This is a genomic window from Rhodococcus sp. G6(2025) (genome assembly GCF_058628105.1).
This window is the reverse complement of sequence record NZ_CP179750.1, coordinates 2,743,268-2,765,260: the sequence shown is the minus strand read 5'-3', so window position 1 is coordinate 2,765,260 and position 21,993 is coordinate 2,743,268. Positions and strand designations below refer to the sequence as shown.

General features: G+C 69.4%; 1 protein-coding gene (running past one end of the window). It reads right to left on the bottom strand.

Going from position 1 to position 21,993, the window contains the following annotated elements; all coding sequences use genetic code 11:
• Window positions 1-21,993: the 5' portion of a non-ribosomal peptide synthase/polyketide synthase gene (locus tag ACLIVD_RS12460; RefSeq protein ID WP_491932546.1), read on the bottom strand. It extends 11,736 nt beyond the left edge of the window; the window shows 21,993 of its 33,729 coding nt (coding positions 1-21,993); its start codon is at window positions 21,991-21,993; its stop codon lies off the left edge, out of view.

Below are 21,993 nucleotides of genomic sequence, written 5' to 3'. Positions count from 1 at the left end.
CAGACCGCGGTGCACCTCGGCGTCGATGGTGAAGTCGATCCGCGACCCGCGCAGGGACTGCACGGGCGGTCGCGGCCGGTCCACCGGCAGCTCGAGGAGGTCGGGCACGCCGGCCAGCGTCTTCTTCCAGAAGGCCAGCTGGGCGGCGATCAGGCTGTCGGGGTCGTCCTCACTGCCGAGGAGTTCACGCTGCCAGATCGCGTAATCCGCGTACTGCACCGGGAGCGGCGCGAAGCCGGGTTCCCGGCCTGCCGCCCGCGACGCGTACGCCACCATGACGTCGCGCACGAACGGCGCAGTGGATTCGCCGTCGGTGGACACGTGGTGCACGACGAGTGCCAGCACGTAGTCCTGCGGGCCGACCTCGAACAGTCGCGTCCGGATCGGCGGAACGTCGGCGGTGACGTCGAATCCGGCGGTGACCATCTCCACCAACTGCTCGCGCAGTTCGTCGTCCGACACCGCAGCGGGCGTCAGGTCCAGCCGGACCTGGTCGGCGGGGAGGATCACCTGACGCGGGCCCTCCGGCGAGTCCGGGTAGATCGTGCGCAGCGACTCGTGCCGGTCGAGCACGTCGAGCACCGCGGACTGCAGCGCGTCCACGTCCAGCGCACCGGTCAATCGGACCGCGAGCGGAATGTTGTAGGCGGGCGAGTCCGGGTCGAAGCGGTTGATGAACCACATCCGGGACTGTGCCAGCGACAACGGGACGAAGGCAGATCTCTCCCGCGGCGCGAGGACGGGCCGCGGTCGGACGTTCTCGTCGGGGGTGCCGATGCGGGCGGCGAGGCCCGCGACCGTCGGCGCCTCGAACAGTTCCCGCACTCCGATGCGACGACCGAAGACCTGTCCGGCGCGCGACACGACACGGGTGGCGCTCAGCGAGTTTCCGCCGAGGTCGAAGAAGCTGTCGTCCACGCTGACCTGCTCGAGTCCGAGCACGTCGGCGAAGATGCCTGCGATCGTCTCTTCCGCCGGCGTCGTCGGGGCACGGAACTCCGCGCCCGCGGTGACGAACTCCGGCTCGGGCAGCCGCGCGCGATCCAGCTTGCCGATGCCTGTCAGCGGGATCTCGTCGAGGAGGATCACGACGGACGGCACCATGTACGGCGGAAGCGTCTCGCCGACAACCGACTTCAGCGATTCCGGATCGACCGTCGCGCCGTCGGCGGGCAGGACGTACGACACGAGGGTCGTCAGCCCGGCCGGGTTCTCGCGACCCACGGTCACCGCGAACTCGACGTTCGACTGCGCGGCGAGTGCGGCGTCGATCTCCCCGAGTTCGACGCGGAACCCGCGGACCTTCACCTGGAAGTCGGACCGGCCGACGTACTCCACCCGGTGTCCGTCCGCCCAGCGCACGACGTCGCCGGTGCGGTACATGCGCGCGCCGGGTTCACCGAACGGGTTGGCGACGAACCGCTCCGCCGTGACCGACGGACGGTTGTGGTAGCCGCGGGTCACCGACGGGCCGCAGATGTAGAGCTCGCCGGGAACGCCCTCCGGCACCGGACGCAACCGCGAGTCGAGGATGAGCGATTCGACGCCACGCAGCGGCGAACCGATCGTCACGCGCTCGCCCGCCACCATCGGTTCGGTGATGGTGACGATGACCGTGGTCTCGGTGGGTCCGTACGCGTTGCGCATCTCGCGGCCGGGAGCCCACCGCGCCACGAGTTCCGGTGTGCAGGTGTCGCCGCCGACCACGACGGACGTGACGGAGTCGAGGCCGTCGGGGTCGACGGTCATCAGCGCCGTCGGTGTCATGACCACGTTGTTGACCCGTTCGCGGCGGATCAGGTCGGCGAGTTCGTCGCCGCCGTAGACGTCCGCGGGCGAGATCACCAGGGTGGCGCCCGCGCTGAACGCGGCGAGCATCTCCCCGACCGACGTGTCGAAGCTCGGTGACGCCACGTGCAGGAAACGGGAGTCCGGTGACACGACGTAGTGCTCGCGCACCTCGCGGGTGAGGTTCGCCAGACCGCGGTGGGTGACCACGACGCCCTTCGGCTTACCCGTCGAACCCGAGGTGTAGATGAGATACGCCGGGTGGTCGACCGTCAGCGCGCGGCGCAGATCCGCGTCCTCCACCGCGTCCGCACTGCGGGCACCGATCTCCTCGGCAGCCGCGGTCTCATCGAGGACGATCCACGGCACCGTGCCGGGAAGGTCGTCGTGATGGCGGGCGACCGTCAGTCCGAGGACCGCCTCCGAATCGGACAGCATCTCGCCGATCCGCTCGAACGGCAGCTTCGGGTCGACGGGCAGGTATGCGCCGCCGGCCTTGGCGATCGACCAGATCCCGAGGATGGATTCGACGGAACGCGTGATCGCCAGGGCGACATAGGTCTCCGGCCCCACGCCCCGATCGATCAGGACGCGCGCCAGCTGATTCGACCGCTCGTCGAGTTGCTCGTACGTGACCTCGCGTCCCTCGAAGGTCACCGCGACCGACTCCGGGGCGATCTCGACACCCGAACGCAGCAGTTCGGGCAGTGTGCGCGGCTCGATCGACTGCGGTCCGCGGACCGGGGCGATCGCGGCCTTCTCCGCGGCGTCGAGGATCTCGATGTCGCCGAGGACCACGTCACGGTCGGCCGACACGGCATGGAGGATCCGGCCGAACCGGTCCGCGAAGCTCAGAACGGTCTGCTCGTCGAAGATGTCGGTCGAGTAGTTGAACGTCGCGGCGATACCCGCGGCGGCCCCGTCGACGTAGCGCTCGCCGACGCTGAGCTGGAGGTCGAATTTGGCGACCTCGAGTGGGGCGTCGAGCGCCGAGATCTCGAGACCCGGGAACTCCATCCGAACCGATTCGTTGTTGTCGAACGACAACGCCACCTGGAACAGCGGCTGGTGCGCCGTCGACCGTGGGACGTCGAGTACCTCGACGAGACGCTCGAACGGAACGTCGCTGTGGCTGAACGCATTCAGATCGGTGGCGCGCACCTGTGCCAGCAGGTCGGCGAAGGTGTCGTCGGGACGCACCGACGCGCGGAGCACGAGGGTGTTGACGAACATGCCCACGAGCCTGTCCAGTTCCTGCTCGCCGCGGCCGGCGACCGGCGTGCCGATCGCGACGTCCGTCTGCGAAGACAGCCGCTCGAGCAGGACCGCGAGCGCGGCGTGCACGACCATGAAGAGGGTCGAGTTCGTTTCCTGGGCGATCGCGAGCAGCCCACGGTGGGTCTGCGCGTCGATCGTGAACCGTGCCGACGCGCCGCGCAGCGACTGCACCGGCGGCCGGGGCCGGTCGGTCGGCAACTCGAGCACCTCGGGGAGCCCGCCGAGCGCCTGCTGCCAGTAGCCGAGCTGGCGGGAGACCAGCGATTCGGGGTCGGACTCGTCACCGAGCGACTCACGCTGCCACAACGCGTAATCGGCGTACTGGACGGGCAGCGGTTCCCACCCGGGAGCGCTGCCGGCGGAACGCGCCGCGTAGGCGGTCATGATGTCGGTGAAGAGGGGCGCCAGCGACGCACCGTCGGCCGAGATGTGGTGCACGACCATCATCAGGATGTGGTCGGTGGGGTTCACCTCGAAGCAGGCGACCCGCACCGGCACCGTCTCGGTGACGTCGAATCCGGTGGCGCCGAGTTCACGCAACCGCGCGTACAGGTCCTGCTCGTCGGCGACCGGGGTCGGGGTCAGATCGGACACCACGTCGGCTGCGGGCAGCACGAGCTGGTGCGCGTCCTCGTCGCCGACCGGGAAGACCGTCCGCAGCGACTCGTGCCGCTCGACGACGTCCGCCCACGCCGCATTCAGCGCCGCCGGGTCGATCGAGCCGGTCAACCGCACCGCCAGCGGCAGGTTGTACGCCGGGGAGGACGGATCGAACTGGTTGACGAACCACATCCGCTGCTGAGCCAGCGACAGCGGGATGCGGTCGGGCCGCGGACGGGCGACGAGCGCGGGACGCTGTTCGCCGGTACTCGCGGTCGCCTCGAGCAGCTCCGCGAGTTCCGCGACCGTCGGATTTTCGAAACACTCCCGTACCGACAGGTGCGCACCGAGCGCGACCCTGAGCCGGGCCGTGAGCCTCGTCGCGCTGATGGAGTTGCCACCGAGGTCGAAGAACGAGTCGGTGGACCCGACTCGATCGGCGCCGAGCACCTCTTCGAAGACCCTCGCCACGATCGTCTCGACCGGCGTACGAGGGGGTACGTACTCCACCGCGACGGTGGTGAACTCGGGCTCGGGCAATGCCTTTCGATCCAGCTTCCCGCTGGCACCGAGAGGGAAGCTGTCCAGGACGACGATGCGGGCGGGCACCATGTACGCGGGCAGGAGCTGCGCCGCTGCGTCCTGCACCGACTTCGTGTCGATCTGGGCGCCGGACCGCGGAACCACGTAACCCACGAGATTTTCGCCGGTCGCGTCGCTTCGATGGATCGTGACCGCGGCCTGCGCCAACGACGGATGCGACAACAACGCAGCCTCGACCTCGCCGAGCTCGATCCGCAGGCCACGCAACTTGACCTGGAAGTCGCTGCGTCCGAGGTACTCGAGGTTCCCGTCGGCGCGACGTCGAACGACGTCGCCCGTTCGGTACATTCTCTGCCCGGCGCCGCCGAACGGGTTGGCGACGAACCGGTCGGAGGTCAGATCGCTACGTCCGACGTAGCCGCGCGCCAACTGGGTGCCCGCGAGATACAGCTCGCCGGGGACCCCGACCGGCACCGGACGAAGACGCGAATCCAAGACGTGGAGATCGGTGTTCCACACCGCACTTCCGATGGGCACGGTGCCGCGAACGTCCGGGTCGACGTGCCCGGCGGTCGCGTGCACGGTGAATTCCGTCGGACCGTAGAGGTTGTGCAATTCGGCATCCGACAATCCGCGGAACGCCTCGGCGGTCGCCGGCGGAAATGCCTCGCCCGCGACGAGCACCACTCGAAGGCTGAGCAGGTCGTGTCGATCGGCTTCGCCGACGAACACCGACAGCATCGACGGCACGAACGACGTTGCGGTGACGCCCTCACGCGCAATCAACGCCGCGAGATACTCGGGATCACCGTGACCGTCGGGTGACGCAATCACCAGACGAGCACCCGAGACGAGCGTCGCGAACAACTCCCAGATCGACACATCGAATGTCGCCGGAGTCTTCTGCAGCACGACATCGTGTGCGCCGAGCCCGTACTCGTCGACGATCCACGAGATCTGGTTCAGGACCGCCGCGTGGCTGACCGCGACGCCCTTCGGCCGTCCCGTCGAACCGGACGTGTAGATGACGTAGGCAGGGTTCGACGGCCGAAGGGCCCCCCGGCGCTCCTCGTCGCGCACCGGCGCGGCCGAAGCGTCGACAGGAAGCTGGTCGATCTCCACCACGCGGTATCCGTCGGGCAGGGTGAGAGCATCTCGCGCAACCGTCAGGACACAGAGCGGCGAGGCGCTGTCCAGAACGTAGGACGTGCGGTCGGCCGGATGGTCGGGGTCGAGCGGAACATAGGCGCCACCCGCCTTCACGATGGCGTACATCGCGACCATCGAGTCGATCGATCGCCGAATCGCGAGAGCGACCCTCACCTCCGGCCCGACACCCATCTCGATCAGGCTTCGCGCGAGTCGATTGACGCGATCGTCGAACTCGGCATAGGTCAGCGTCTCGTCGCCGGACACCAGGGCCACCGCGTCCGGCGTCCGCGCCACCTGCTCGTCGAACAGGTCGACGAGGGTGCGGCTTTCGTCCGTGCCTGCCGCGGTACCGGCTGCGGTGGCGTCCGCGATCACGCCGGCGAGGACACCGGCGAACGTGTCCGCGAATCCTTCGCCCGACGAGCCGTCGAGCAGTCCGGGCAGCAGGGTGGACAGGGCCACCGTCACCGCGGCCTCCGGGCCCACGCCCACACCGGCGAGCGTGCGCGCGAGTTCCGCGGACTTGTCCCGCAACTGCGCGTACGTGACATCGGTGCCGTTGTGCGACAGCGCGATTCCGTCCGGGTTGATCGACGCCGCGCCGTCGAGGAGTTCGGGCAGCGACTTGGTGGCCGTCAACTCCTCCGAGATCGAGTGCGACATCAGGGACTGCGCCCCCTCGTCCGGCACGGCCAGACCGGCCTTCTCGTCCTCGGTTAGGATGTCGATGTCACCGACGACGGCGTCCGCGTCGGCCGTGACGGCCTCGAGCACGCGAACGAAGCGATCGGCGAAACCGCGGACCGTCGACTCGTCGAACAGATCGGTGGCATAGGAGAACCAGCCTCGCATGCCGTTCGCGACGGATCCCGCGTCGAACCGCTCCTCGACGGCGACGCCGAGATCGGTCTTGCTCGTGGTGAGTCCGCTCTCGAGGACCTCGACGGTCAGCCCGGCGAGCTCGAGCTTCGGCCGTTCCAGGTTCTGGAAGCTCAGCATCACCTGCGCGAGAGGCGCGTACGCGGCGGTGCGCGACGGACGGAGCACCTCGACGATCTGCTCGAACGGCACGTCGGCGTTGCCGAATGCATTCAGATCGACCTCGCGTGCCTGCGTGAGCAGCGTGCTGAAACGGGCGTTCTGGTCCACATCGGTGCGCAGCACGAGCGTGTTGACGAACATACCGACGAGATCGTCGAGCGCGCGGTCACCGCGGCCCGCGACAGGGGTGCTGACGGAGATGTCGCTGGTGTTGCTCAGTCGCCCCAACAGCACGGCGAGTGCGGTGTGCACCACCATGAACAGCGACGCCTGGTGGGTCTGTGCGAGTTCGTTCAGCGACCGGTGCACGTCCTGCCCGATCTCGAACTCGATCAGACCGCCCTGCGGGTTGCGGACGGCCGGGCGCGGCCGGTCGGCGGGGAGGTCGAGAACCTCCGGTGCATCGCCGAGCGCGTGCGTCCAGTACGCGATCTGCTTGCCCGCGAGCGACTCCGGGTCGTCCTCGGAGCCGAGGAGATTCCGCTGCCACAGGGCGAAGTCCGGGTACTGCACGGGCAGCGGCGAGAAGCTGGGCTCCTCCCCCTGCACGCGAGCGCCGTAGGCGCCGAACAGGTCCCGCGCGAGCGGGGCCATCGACGAGCCGTCCGCCGAGATGTGGTGGACGACGACGACGAGGACGTGGTCGCGTTCCCCGAGTTCGAACAGGGCGGCGCGCACCGGGACGTCGGCGGTGACGTCGAAGCCGGCCGATGCCAGCGCGACGACCCGCTCCCGCAGTTCCTGCTCGTCGGCCACGCGGACGACGTCGAGCCCGGACTTCGTGTCGGATGCGGACAGGACGACCTGGTAGGGGCCGTCGACGGAATCCGGGTACACCGTGCGCAGCGATTCGTGCCGGGCGACGACGTCGGCGATCGCCGAACGCAGCGCGTCGGCGTCCAGTGCGCCGGTGAGCCGCAACGCCAACGGGATGTTGTACTCGGCCGATTCGGGATCGAACCGGTTGGCGTACCACATCCGCTGCTGGGCCAGCGACAGCGGCAGCCGGTCCGGACGCGGTCCGGCGGTGACGGGCGGTCGGGCGCCGCCGTCCACACCGAGCTCTTCCAGCCTGCGCGCCAGCTGCGCCACCGTGGGAGCCTCGAAGATCTCGCGCACCGGAGCGTCGATGCCGACGGCCTCGTTGATCCGCGCCATCACGCGGGTAGCGGCGAGCGAGTTTCCGCCGAGCGTGAAGAAGGAGTCGTCGGCACCGACCACGTCGACACCGAGCACCTCCGCGAACACTGCGGCCACCCGCTGCTCGAGAGCGGTTCCCGCGGCACGGAACTCACGGTCCTCCGCCAGGAACTCGGGCTCGGGCAGGGCGCGGCGGTCGAGCTTGCCCACCGGGGTGAGCGGGATGGCGTCGAGGGTCACGATCGTCGACGGCACCATGTACGTGGGCACGAACTCGCCCACGAAGTCCAGCATCCGGGTGACGTCCACCTCGGCGCCCGGCACCGGAAGCACGTACGACACGAGGACCGAATCCCCGGACGGTCCCGGCAGCACGGACGTCGTGGCGAAGTCGACGGCGGGGTGCTTGGCGAGCACCGCGTCGATCTCGCCGAGTTCGATGCGGAACCCGCGGACCTTCACCTGCTGGTCCGAGCGGCCGACGTAGTCGACGGTCAGCGCACCGTCCGCGTCCTTCGTCCAGCGCACGACGTCGCCGGTGCGGTACATCCGGTCGCCCGGCTCACCGTACGGGTTCGCGACGAAGCGTCCCGCGGTCAGCGGCGTGCGCCGGTGGTAGCCACGGGCGAGTCCGAGACCCGACAGATAGAGGTCACCTGCGATACCGACCGGAACGGGGCGGAGCCGATCGTCGAGGACCAGCGCGCTGGTGCCGCGGATCGGACCACCGATCGTGACCGGGCCGTCGGCGGCCATCGGGTCGCTGATGTTGGTCATGATCGTGGTCTCGGTGGGACCGTATCCGTTGAACAGCGAACGTCCGGGTGCCCAGCGCGCCGCGAGTTCCGCCGGGACGGCCTCGCCGCCGGCGACGACGAACTGGAAGTCGTCGAGCCCGGACGGATCCACGGACGCCAGCGCCGAAGGCGTGACGAAGCCGTGCGTGACGCGGTGCTCGCGCAGGAACTTCGCGAACTCGGGTCCGCCGTACACATCGGTGGGAGCGATCACCATGGTGGCACCGGCGCCGACCGCGAGCAGCAGTTCGAGAACGGACGCGTCGAAGCTCGGCGACGCGAAGTGCAGCGTCCGCGAGTCCGTCGTCACCTGGTAACGCTCACGCTGTTCGGCCGCGAAGTTGGCGAGACCCCGGTGCGTCACGACGACGCCCTTGGGTTGCCCGGTGGTGCCGGACGTGTAGATCACGTAGGCGCTGTTGGCCGGTGTCACCGCCGTGCGACGCTCCGCCTCCGCGACGGGAGCGGTGGAGTACCGCGCGGCGGCATTCTCGAAGTCTTCGCTGTCGAGGACCAGCCAGTCCACGCCCGCCGGAAGCCGGCCGACCTCGGAGCTCACGGAAAGCCCGAGCGCCACACCGGAATCGGTGACCATGTGCGCGATGCGCTCGTCCGGGTACCCGGGGTCGATCGGCACGTACGCGCCGCCGCTCTTGGCGACCGCCCAGATGCCGGCGATCGACGCGATCGAGCGGGTGATGCCGAGTCCGACGAACGTCTCCGCGCCGACTCCGCGCTCGATCAGGATGCGCGCCACACGGTTCGAGCGCTCGTCCAGCTCGCGGTAGGTGATGCTGTCGCCGCCCGAGACGATCGCGACCCCGTCGGGGTTCGCGGCGACCGCCGCGGACAACAGTTCGACGAGAGTCGTGGGCGGTGTGCCCTCGATACCGCGGACCGGTGTCAGTTCCGCTGTCTCCTCGGCGTCGAGGATGGGGATGTCCCCTACCGCGATGTCGGTTCCGCCGTCTGCGACGGCGGCGAGGATCCGCACGAAACGGTCCGCGAAGCCCTGCACGGTCTCCGCGTCGAAGATCTCGGTGGCGAACCCGAGAACGCCGGTGATCCCGGTGGGCGCACCCTCGTCCGACCACAGTTCGCGCAGGTCGACGGTGAGGTCGAACTTGCTGAACTCGACGTCCACGGCGCCGGGTGTCGCCTCCAGTCCGGCGAATTCGAGCGACGGAATGCCGTTCACCTGATGGGTCAGCACGACCTGGAACAGCGGCGAGTACGCCGTGGACCGGGTCGGCTTCAGGGCGTCCACCAACTGCTCGAACGGGACATCCTGATGGCTGAACGCGGCGAGGTCCTGGGTGCGGACCTGCTCGAGCAGTTCGGCGAAGGACGTTCCGGGCTCGACCTCGGTCCGCAGCACCAGTGTGTTGACGAACATGCCGACGAGGTTCTCGAGCGCCTCGTCACCGCGACCGGCCACGGCGGTGCCGATGGCGATGTCGGTGCTCGAACTGAGCCGTGCCAGCAGAACGGACAGCGACGCGTGCAGCACCATGAACAGCGACACGTTGTGTGCGCGCGCGACCTCACCGAGACGACGGTGGATGTCCTCGTCGACGGAGAAGCCCACGGAGGCGCCTGCCATCGACCGCACCGTCGGGCGGGGCCGGTCGGTGGGGAGTGCCAGGACGTCGGGCACACCCGCGAGGGTCTTCGACCAGAAGTCGATCTGCGCCGCGGCCAGGGAGTCGGGGTCGTCCTCGGAACCGAGAACGTCCCGCTGCCACAGCGCGTAGTCGGCGTACTGGACGGGCAGCGCCGGCCAGGCGGGCTGCGTCCCGTCCTGACGGGCCGCGTAGGCCGTCATGACGTCGCGGGCCAGCGGCAACGTGGACGCGCCGTCGGACGCGATGTGGTGCATGACCAGCACCAGGACGTGGTCGGTCGCGCCGAGCCGGAACAGGCGGGCCCGGACCGGGATCGTGTCGGTGACGTCGAAGCCGGTGGAACCGAACTCGAACATCCGGTCCCGCAGGTCCTCCTCGCGGACGTCGACCGGCTCGAGAGCGAGGTCGATGCCGGCGGCGGGCAGGATCACCTGGTGCGCGCCGGAATCGGAGTCCGGGAACACGGTCCGCAGCACCTCGTGCCGCGCGACGACGTCGGACAGCGCCGCGGCCAGCGCGGCGACGTCCAGCTCGCCGCGCAGTCGCACGGTGAGCGGAACGTTGTACGCCGGCGACGACGGGTCGAAACGGTTGAGGAACCACATCCGCTGCTGCGCGAGCGACAGCGGCAACTCCCGGGGGCGCTCGCCCGCGACGAGTGCCGGCCGGGTGGAGCCGTGGTGAGCCCGGTCCTCGACGAGCTTCGCGAGGGTCGCGATCGTGGGGGCCTCGAACAGATCACGGATCCCGACCTCGGTGCCGGTCGCGGACGTGACGCGGGCAGCGACGCGGGTGGCGCTGAGCGAGTTGCCGCCCAGGTCGAAGAACGACTCGTCGACACTCACTCGCGTCGCGGAGAGGATGTCACCGAAGATGCCGGCGACGACCTCCTCGAGCGGGGTGCGCGGCGCGACGAATTCGACCGTGCTCGTGGCGAAGACCGGCTCCGGGAGGGCCTTGCGGTCGACTTTGAGATTCGCGTTGAGCGGCATCTCGTCGAGCACCATCACCGTGTCCGGGATCATGTGCGACGGCAGCACGTGCCGCAGTGCGTCGAGCGTCGCATCGACGTCGAGTTCGGCGCCTGCGGTCGCGGTGACGTATGCGACGAGCCGGGGACCCTGCTCGCTGTCGTGGACGACCACCACCGACTTCTGCACCGCGTCGGTCGCGTTGAGTGCGGATTCGATTTCGCCGAGTTCGATTCGGAGACCGCGGATCTTCACCTGGAAGTCGCTGCGGCCCACGAACACGAGCCCGCCGTCGGCACGCTCGCGGACGAGGTCACCGGTCCGGTACATGCGGGCGCCGGGCCCCTCGAACGGATTCGCCACGAATCGTGACGCGGTGGTGCCGAACATGTTGCCGTACCCGCGGGCCAGGACCTGGCCGCCGATGTAGAGGTCACCGGTCACTCCCGGCGGCACGGGGCGCATCCGGCCATCGAGCACGTGGTACCGGACACCGCGGAACGCGGCGCCGAACGGGACCGGCCACGACTCGGCATCCCCGGTGGACAGGTCCAGTTCGTACGAGGAGCAGGTGACCGATGCCTCGGTCGGGCCGTAGTTGTTGAGCAGGCGCGAGTCCGTGCCGATCAACGCCGTGCAGGCTGCAGGCCGCAGCATCTCACCGCCGAGGAGGACGACCTTCAGATTGGGCAGGACGCCCTCGGTGTCCAGTTCGGTGAGGACTTCGAACGCACTGGGTGCGAGGTTCGTGATCTGGACCTCGCCCGTGCCGATCATGCGGAGAATCGGTCCCGGATCGAAGCCGTCGTCGGCGAGGTGGAGCACACCGCCGTACGCGAGACCCACCCAGATGTTCTTCTGGGTCTGGTCGAACAGCGGGGAGTTCGCGATCAGCAGTCCGGTGCCGTCCTTCACCCGGAGGTCGCACTGGTACGACTGATAGTTGTTGGACAGGCCCAGCATCGGCACCATCGTGGGCTTGGGCCGCCCGGTCGAGCCCGACGTCGAGATGACGTGCCCGAGGCGCGTGCCTGCGTGCTCGTCCGACCACGGGTCGTGCGGGAAGTCGGTGTCGTCGAGCGATTCGAGGTGGCGCGCCGTCTCGGGGTCGTCGAGCACGATCGGGTCGTCGAGCGCCGCGTTCCCCGTGGGTGCCTCGGTGAGCCCGCTCCAGGACCGGGTGGCCACCACGGTCCGCGTGCCGCTGTCCTCGACGAGGCCCGTGATCCGCTCCATTCCCCACTTCTGGTCGAACGGGGAGTACGCCGCGCCGACCTTCCAGGTGGCGAGCATCCCGATCACCCATTCGACCGAACGGGGGGTGAGCAGTGCGACGACGTCGTCGGGGCGGACACCACGGGACAGCAGTTCGCGTGCGAGCTGGTTGGCCCGGCGGTTCAATTCGCCGCGGCTGGTCTCGACGCCGCCCGCCACGACGGCGCGAGCCTCCGGGTCGCGCTCGACCCACTCCTGCCAGCGCGTGACGAAGAGTTCGAGGGGCCATCCCGACGTTTCGGTGACCTCCGCCTCCGGCGTCGCAACGATCTCCGGTGCGGGCGCGGCGATCTCGATGTCACCGACGAGGGCGTGCGCGTCCGCGATGACCTGGTCGAGGATCGTGCCGAAGCCGTCCTTCCCGTCCTCGGACGGCGGAGCCATCATGATCGTGGGAACCAGACCGGACAGCACCACGGAGACGATCGCGTCCGGACCCATCCCCCGCTCCGACAGCGGCGCGGACATCAAGCGGAGCCGCTCGTCGAACTCGCGGTACGTCACCTGCATGCCGTCGTGAGCGACGGCGACGGCGTCGGGAGCGACCTCGACCGCAGCGGCCAGAAGCTGCGGCAGCTCGCGAACGGTCATCGTGCGTGCGGGCCTGACAGGGCTCAACTTTGCTCTCTCGTGTTCGGTGAGAATGTCGATGTCGCCTACAGCGACACCGGGATCGGTGACGACGGCCTCGAGGATCCGGACGAACCGCTCGGAGATCCGTTCCGCGGTGCTCCGCTCGAACAGGTCGGTGGCGAACGTGAACCTGCCGCCGAGGCCTGCCGGTTCACCCGACTCGTCGGCCTTCTCGGTGATCGTCAACGTGAGGTCGTACTTGGCGCCCTGCGCCATGTCCTCGATCACGCGCACGGTCAGCCCGGGCAGTTCGAGCGCGTCCATCCGGTTGTTCTGGAACGACAACATCACCTGGAACAGCGGCGAGTACGCCGCCGAGCGCCGGATCCGCAGTGCCTCCACGATCTTCTCGAACGGCACGTCGGAATTGCCGAACGCCGCCAGGTCGCCTTCGCGGACCCGTTCGACGAGATCGGCGAACGAATCCCCCGGCCGCACGCGGGTGCGCAGGACGAGGGTGTTGACGAACATGCCCACCAGGTCGTCGAGCGCCTGATCGCTGCGTGCGGCGAGCGGGGTGCCGACGGTGATGTCGTCGCTCGTGCTCAGCCGCGACAGCAGCGTCGTCAACGCCGCGTGCGTCACCATGAAGAGCGAGGCGCCGCGTTCCCTGCCGACCGCTTCGAGGCCGCGCCGCAGTTCGGGGGTGATCGCGAAGTCGATCGAATCGCCTCGCATCGACTGCCTGGCCGGGCGTGCGTGGTCCAGCGGGAGGTCGATCAGCTCGGGTGCCCCGGAGAGGGTGTCGGCCCAGTGCGCGATCTGCTTGCCCGCGAGCGACCGGGTGTCGGCGGGGTCGCCGAGGACCTCGCGCTGCCACAGCGCGAAGTCGGGGTACTGCACCGGCAGCGGCTGCCACAGCGGAGCCGCACCGGCGGTGCGCGCGCTGTACGCGACCATGACGTCGCGCGCGAGCGGCGACATCGACGCGCCGTCGGCGCAGATGTGGTGTACGACGAGGACGAGCAGGAACTCGCTCTCACTGGTGGCGAACAGCCGGATACGCAGCGGGGGCGCGACCGTGACGTCGAATCCTTCGGTGGCGAATTCGGTGAGCGCCGTGTGGAGTTCGGCCTCGGTCACCGGGACGGGCGTCAGGTCGAACGGAACCTGCGCGGTGTCGACGACCTGCTGGTACGGGCCGTCACCGGAGTCGGGGAACACGGTCCGCAGCGACTCGTGCCGCGCGAGTACATCCGACACGGCCGACGACATCGCGTCGATGTCGAGCGAACCGGACAGACGCACGGCGAGCGGAATGTTGTACGCCGAGGACGCCGTGTCGAACCGGTTCATCAGCCACATGCTCTGCTGCGCCATCGACAGCGGAACCCGCTCGGGGCGCGGCCGCGCGACGAGAACCGGCCGGTCGGAGCCGGTGCCGGCCTGCTCGGCCACCTTCACGGCGAGCCGTTCCACGGTCGGCGCCTCGAACAACTCGCGCACACCCAGACGGGTACCCGCGGCAGCGTTGAGCCGGGCGACAGCCTTCGTCGCCACGAGCGAGTTGCCGCCGAGGTCGAAGAACGACTCGGCGACACTGATCTTCGCGAGGCCGAGCACGTCGGCGAGCACACCGGCGACCAGTTCCTCGGTGGGCGTGCGCGGCTCGATCATCTCGCCCTGCAGGGCGTCGAAGTCGGGCTCGGGCAGAGCCCTCCGGTCGAGTTTGCCTGCGGTGGTGAGCGGGATCTCGTCGATGACGAGGACGGCGCTCGGCACCATGTGCGCCGGAAGCATGTCGCCGACGAAATGCGTCACCTCGGCCACGTCCACCGCGGCGCCCGCGGTGGGCAGCACGTACGACACGAGGGCGGTCGAACCCGACGGCATCGACGTGCCGAGGGTGGCCGCGAATTCGAGGTCCGGGTGCTTGACCAGAGCGGCGTCGATCTCGCCGAGCTCGATCCGGAAACCACGGACCTTCACCTGGAAGTCACTGCGGCCGACGTACTCCACGCCGTAGCCGGCGCGGTGCCCGTGGTCGACGACGAACCGGACGATGTCGCCCGTGCGGTACATCCGGCTCCCGCTGTCGCCGAACGGGTTCGCGACGAATCGTTCGGCGGTGAGGCCGAGACGGTCGTGGTAGCCGCGGGCGAGGCCTGGGCCTGCGATGTACAACTCCCCCGCCACGCCGACAGGTACCGGGCGTAGCAATTCGTCGAGAACGTAGACGGTGACACCGCAGACGGGACCGCCGATCTCGATCCGGCTCCCGGGCACCAGCAGGTTGCTGACGTTGCTCATGATGGTGGCCTCGGTGGGTCCGTAGCCGTTGTACATCCGACGACCCGTCGCCCAGCGTTCCACCAGTTCCGGCGGACACGCCTCGCCGCCGACCACGACGACCTCGAGCCGGTCGAGTCCGGCCGGCTCCACCGACGCGAGCGCGGCCGGCGTGACGAAGGCGTGGGTGACTTCGTTGTCCGCGAGGAAGTTTCGCAGTTCCTCACCGCCGTACAGGTCGGCGGGCGCGACGATCATCGTCGCGCCGCAGCCGAAGGCGAGCAGCAGTTCGAGGACGGACGCGTCGAAGCTCGGGGACGCGAAGTGCAGAGTCCGCGCCGACGGGCTCACCCCGTAGTGGGTGCGCTGCTCGGCGGAGAAGTTGGCCAGACCGGTGTGGGTGACGACGACGCCCTTGGGCAGACCGGTGGTACCGGACGTGTAGATCATGTACGCCGGATGCTCGAGCTGAACCGACGCGGTCCGCTCGGAATCCGTGACCGGCTCCGCCGACTTCGCGGCCCACAGCGCGTCGCACTCGGACGAGTCGAGGGCGAGCCATTCGACGTCCGAGGGAAGGGTGTCGCGCTGAGCGGCCACGGTCAGGCCGAGAATCGCACCGGAGTCGACGACCATGTGTGCGATGCGCTCGGACGGGTAGCGGGGGTCGACGGGCACGAAGGTGCCGCCGGCCTTGGCGACGGCCCACGTTCCGATCACCGAGTGCAGCGAGCGCGTCATCCCGAGCGCCACAGACGTTTCCGGTCCCACACCGCGATCGACGAGAACCCGGGCGAGCCGGTTCGAGCGCGCGTCGAGTTCCGCGTAGGTCAGCGATTCGCCGTCCGCGACCAGCGCGATGCGCTCACCGTTCTCGGCTGCGGTCGCGGCGAGGATCTGCGGCAGCGACAGCGGTGCGGCGGCGTCGGTGCCGTGCGCCGCCAGCAGGGACGCACGCTCGCCGGGAGCGAGGATGTCGATGTCCGCGACGAGCGTGTCGACGTCCCCGGACAGCGCACCGAGCACACGGACGACCCGCTCCATGATCTCCTCGACCTCGGCGGCCTCGAAGATCTCGGGAAGGAACTTGGCCGTCAAGTGCAGCCGCGGGTCGGTCATCGCGACGATCGCCAGCGGGTAGTGGGTGGCGTCGTTGGACGTCACGTCGAGAACGCGGAGACCCTCGATGTCGCTGCTCTTCGTGAGCGCCTCGCGGTCGAGCGGGTAGGACTCGTAGACCATCAGCGTGTCGAACAGCGCGCCGAGGCCGAGTCCCTGCTGGATGTCGGTGAGCCCGACGTGATGGTGATCGAGCAACTCGGTCTGCTCGTGCTGGATGCGGTCGAGCAGGGTGCGGACGGCGTCGCCGGCCCGGACGCGCACCCGCACCGGCAGGGTGTTGATGAAGAGCCCGAGCATGGACTCGATGCCGGGCACCTGCGGCGGACGACCCGAGACGGTGGTGCCGAATACCACGTCGTCCCGTCCGGTCAGCCTGCCCAGCACGATTCCCCACGCGGCCTGAACGAGGGTGTTCATGGTGACGCCGAGTTCGCGCGAGCGCGCGGTCATGTCGGCGAGCAGGTCGTCCGGCAGGTCGATCACCAGCTCACCGGGGGTGAGCGTCGGGGCGGTCTCCGCGTGCGCGGGTGCGAGGAGGGTGGGCTCCTCGATGCCGCTCAGGGCCTTCGTCCAGGCGGCCACGGGCACCTGCGGGTCCTGCGCGGACAGCCACTCGAGGTAGCTGCGGTACGGACGCGGCTGCGGCAGTGCCAGCGCGTCGCCGTCCACCGCGTACAGGGTCAGCAGATCCTGGATGAGGATCGGCAGCGACCAGCCGTCGAGGAGGATGTGGTGGTTGGTGACGGCGAACCGGTAGCGGTCCTCGCCCGTCTCGACCAGCAGGAATCGCACGAGAGGCGGCGCGGTCATGTCGAACCGGTCGGTCCGGTTCGCGAGCATCAGCGCCTCGAGTTCCGCAGCACGGTCGGACTCGGACACGGCCGAGAGGTCGACGTGCGTCCACGGCACGTCCACCCGGTCGACGACCACCTGCATGCCGGTGCCGTCGTCGCCCGCGACGAACGCGGTGCGCAGGTTGGGGTGCCTCGCGACGAGTGATTCCGCGGCGCGGCGGAGGCGGTCGGTGTCGACGGACCCGCCCAGGTCCATCACCAGCTGGGTGGTGTACACGTCGGTGGCGGTACCGGCCAGCGACGCGTGGAACAGCAAGCCCACCTGCAGCGGGGCCAGCGACCAGACGTCGGCGAGTGCGGGGTAGTCGCTCTCGAGGGTGTCGATCCGGCTCTGACTCAGGGAGACGAGGTCGAGGTCCGACGGCGTCCGGCCACCGGCTCCGGGCCGCTTCGTGTGTTCGACGAGCCCTTCGAGCGCGCGCGTCCACAGGCCGGTGAGCTCGCCCACCTCGGCGTCGGTGAGGACGCCCTGGGGGAAGTCGACGGTGGCCGAAAGTCGCTGTTCACCTTCGACATCCACGATCATCGCGTTGATGTCGAGGGCGAAGTGCACCGGCATCTCGCTGTTGCGGGTACCGGTCAGCTCCATCGTGTCGGTGTCGGGCACCCAGCCCGCCGCCCGGAACGCGTCGGGGATCTCGCCCACCGATACGCGGCCGAGGTAGTTGAAACTGATCTGCGGGCTCGGCAACGCCGCGAGAACCGCGCGGGTCTCGGCGTTGAGGAATCGCAGCATTCCGTAGCCGATGCCGTGCTCGGGTACCCGGGCGAGTTGTTCCTTCACCGACTTGACGGCCCGACCTGCGGCCGCGCCGCCGGCGAGGGCGTCGCGCACGTCGACGCCGGGCGCCGACAACCGGACCGGGAACATGCTGGTGAACCAGCCGACCGTGCGGGAGAGATCGGCGCCGGGCAGCACCGTCTCCTCGCGGCCGTGGCCTTCGAGGTGCACGAGGGTCGAGGACTCGGTGACGCCGCGTTCCGCGCGCCACGCCGCGACGGCGAGGGCGAGGGCGGTGAGGAGGCCGTCGTTGACGCCGCCGTGGAACGCGCGCGGCACGTCGGTCAGCAGACCGTCGGTGACGTCGGCCGGGACCTCCAGGCGGACCCGGCCGGTGGTCGAGACCGTGTCGCGGCCGTCGAGGGCGCGCGAACCGATCAGCGGGTCCGCACCGTCGAGAGTGGTGCGCCAGTGGTCGAGTTCGGCCACGCGGCGGGCGCTCCGGGCGTTGTCGGCGAGGCCGTGCGCCCAGCGGCGCACCGACGTGCCGACCGCCGGGAGCAGCGGGTCGGCACCGGCGGCAATCTGCGCCCACGCGGATGCGAAGTCGGGCACCAGCACTCGCCAGGACACCCCGTCCACGGCGAGGTGATGGATCACGACGAGCAGTCGTCCCGTCTGCGGGGTGCTCTCGTCCTCCCCGCTGACGCCGTCCTCGCCGTCCCGCGGTGCAAGATCGCCGGAGTCCTCTGCGGGCGCGAACCAGACGAAACGCACCACGCTGCCGGTCGCTGGGTCCAGCTTGTCCACCGTGCGGTCGAGGGCGTGCGCGGCGAGCGCCTCGAACGAGTCGGTGCCGGGTCCCTCGCTGAACTCGACGCGATCGACGAGCCGGTCGACGTCGACGGAGCCGATCGGTGCGACCTCCAGCGACCATCCGGCCGGAGAGTCGGTGCGGCGCAACGACGAACGCAGAGCGTCGTGGCGATCGACGACGGCCGCCAGCGTGCGCACCAGGCGGTCCCGCTCCACCTTCGGCGGCAGGGCCAGGAGAATGGACTGGGAGAAGCGGTGGAAGTCGCCGCCCAGCTCCGTCATCCAGTGCACGACCGGTGTCAGCGGCATCGTGCCGATACCGGCGCCGGGAAGTTCCTCGAGGACGTGCACCGTCGCCGACTCGGATGCCGACTTCGCGACCTCGGCGAGCGAGGCCACGGTCTTGCGCTCGAAGACGTCGCGGGCCGTGAACAGGACACCGGCTTCCTTCGCGCGGGACACCAGCTGGATCGAGACGATGCTGTCGCCACCGAGCGCGAAGAACGAGTCGCCGACACTGACCCGCGGCAGACCGAGAACTTCGGCGAACAGTCCGGCGATCGACTCCTCCATGGTGCTGCGAGGGGCCACGTACTCACTGGACTCCGCCGCGAACGTGGGTTCGGGCAAGGCCTTCCGGTCGAGTTTGCCGCTCGCGCCGACCGGCATCTCGGCGATCACCACGACGGCGTCGGGAACCATGTACGAGGGCACCGCGCGGCCGACGTGGACCGTCAAATCCTCGACGTCCACCGCCGAACCGGGTTCGGGGACGACGTACCCGACGAGCCGCTGTCCCAGGGAGCTGTCGTGCACGACCGCAACCGATTGCGCCACATGCGGATACGAGGACATCGCGGCCTCGATCTCGCCCAGTTCGATGCGCAGGCCGCGCACCTTCACCTGGAAGTCGGTGCGGCCGAGGTACTCGATGCTGCCGTCGACACGCCACTTGACGAGGTCGCCGGTGCGGTACAGAAGGGTTCCCGCGGCGCCGAAAGGATTGGCCACGAAGCGTTCTGCCGTGAGCTCCGGCCTGCCCTCGTAGCCGCGCGCGACCTGGGCGCCCGCGAGATAGAGCTCTCCTGCGGATCCGATGGGAGCGGGCCGGAGGTGGCCGTCGAGCACGTACGCCTCGGTGTTCCACACCGGGGTGCCGATGGGAATCGTGTGGAGGGTCTCCCGATCCACCTCGCCTGCGGTGGCGTGCACGGTGAACTCGGTGGGGCCGTACAGGTTGTGCAACCCGGCGTCGGACTTCGCGCGGAACGCCGCGGCGACGGCAGGCGGAAACGCCTCTCCCGCAACGAGAACGACGCGCAGGCTGACGAGTTGTTCGCGGTCCGCTTCGGCGACGAACACCGACAGCATCGACGGGACGAACGATGTCGCCGTGACCTTCTCGCGCGCGATCACGTCGGCGAGGTAGGCGGGATCGCGATGCCCCTCGGGTGCGGCGATCACCAGGCGCGACCCGGAGGCGAGTGCGGCGAACAGTTCCCACACCGACACGTCGAACGTCGTCGGGGTCTTCTGCAGCACGACATCGTTCGCATCGAGCTCGTAGCGCGACGCGATCCACGTGACCTGGTTCAGGACCGAAGCGTGGCTCACCGCCACGCCCTTCGGACGTCCGGTGGACCCGGACGTGTAGATGACGTAGGCCGGGTTCGCCGGCCGCAGATCGGCTGCCCGTTCGTCGTCGCGGATCGGGCCGGCCGGGACGCCGCTCAGATCCAGGGCGTCGATCTCCAGGACGTCCTGATCGGCGGGAAAGACGAGGCCGTCGCGCGCGACCGTGAGGATGCACAGCGGGCGGGCACTCTCGAGTACGTACGCCGTGCGCTCGGCGGGGTGGTCGGGGTCGAGTGGCACGTACGCGCCGCCCGCCTTGACGACGGCGTACATCGCGACCATGGAGTCGAGCGAGCGGCGGATCGCGAGGGCGACCTTCGTCTCCGGACCCACTCCCCTGCCGATCAGCGTCCGGGCGAGACGGTTCACCCGCGCGTCGAACTCGGCGTACGTGAGCTCCTCGCCGTCGAAGACGAGTGCCGTCGCGTCGGGGGTGCGCCCGACCTGGGCGTCGAACAGGTCGACGACGGTCCCCGCCGGCGGCGACACGACGTCGCCGTTCCACCCGGTCACGACCTGTGCGCGTTCCTCGTCGCTCATCGCGGCCAGGTCCGACACCGAGGCGTCGTCGCCGGCGCCGAGGAAGCGCTCGAAGAAGTCGAAGAAGCGGCTGTGGTGACGGTCCAGCTCGTCCGCGGAGTACAGGTTGGGGTTGGCCTCGAAGTCGATGTGGATCTTGCTGCCTGCCACACCCTGGTAGATGTTCAGGGAGAGATCTTCGACCGGTCCGGTGGTGAGGACGTTCTGGTGTCCGGTGACCGTCCCCAGCTTGATCTCGCTGTGGAACATCATGATGTTGATCGAGGGACCGAAGAAGCCACGCTGCCCCTGGGGCGCTCCCGCGTCCCGGCGGATGTCCTCGTGGCGGTACCGCTGGCGGCGCAGGGCGCCGGTCAGCTCGATCTGAACGCTCTTGACCAGCTCGGGGACGGTCATCTCCGGGGTGATCTGGAGCCGGAGCGGAACGATGTTCGACACCATTCCGCCGGAACGGCGCAGCGTGGCGGTGGTGCGCGCCGAGACCGGGAGGCTGAGGACGACGTCCGTCCGGTCGGTCATGTGGGCCAGGTACGCGGCGAATGCGGCCACCACGATGGGCGCGGAGCTGGCGTTGCTGCCGCCGAGGGCCTCGTCGAGCAGGGTGGCGGTGGACTCGGGCAGTGCCTCGGAGGAGAGCCGCGCGAACTTGCCCACCATGGCCGCACGACCGGCGAGGCTCGGGGCCTCGGGCAGGTGCGCGGTGCGTTCGGCCCAGTATTCGCGATCCTTCGCGAACCGCTCGGAGTTGCGGTACCGCTGCTCGTCCTCGACGATCCGGACCAGGTCCTCGGCGCGGCAGGCCGGCGGCTCGGTGCCCTCGACCAGCGCCGTGTAGATCTCGGCGATGCGTGCGATCAGCGCCATCGCGCCGAATCCGTCGAGCGCGATGTGATGGATGCGGCAGAACCAGAAGTAGTGATTCTCCCCGACGTGGAGCAGGTAGACCACGACGAGGCGGTCTTCGAGGAGGTCGACGGGGGCGCTGTAGTTGGCCCGCATCCACTTCTCGGCGGCGTCGACGGAATCGCCCTCGCCGCGGAGGTCGACGTAGGTGATGGCGTCGTCGAGGGACTTGTCGACGTACTGGTAGGGCATCCCCTCGATCTCGACGAGGCGGAGGAAACCGGAGCCGAACTCCCGGCCGGTACGGACCGTGGCCTCGGTCAGCAGGTCGAGGTCGATGTCACCGCGAAGCTCGATGTACTGGGCGATGGTGAGAGGAACCTCGCCCAT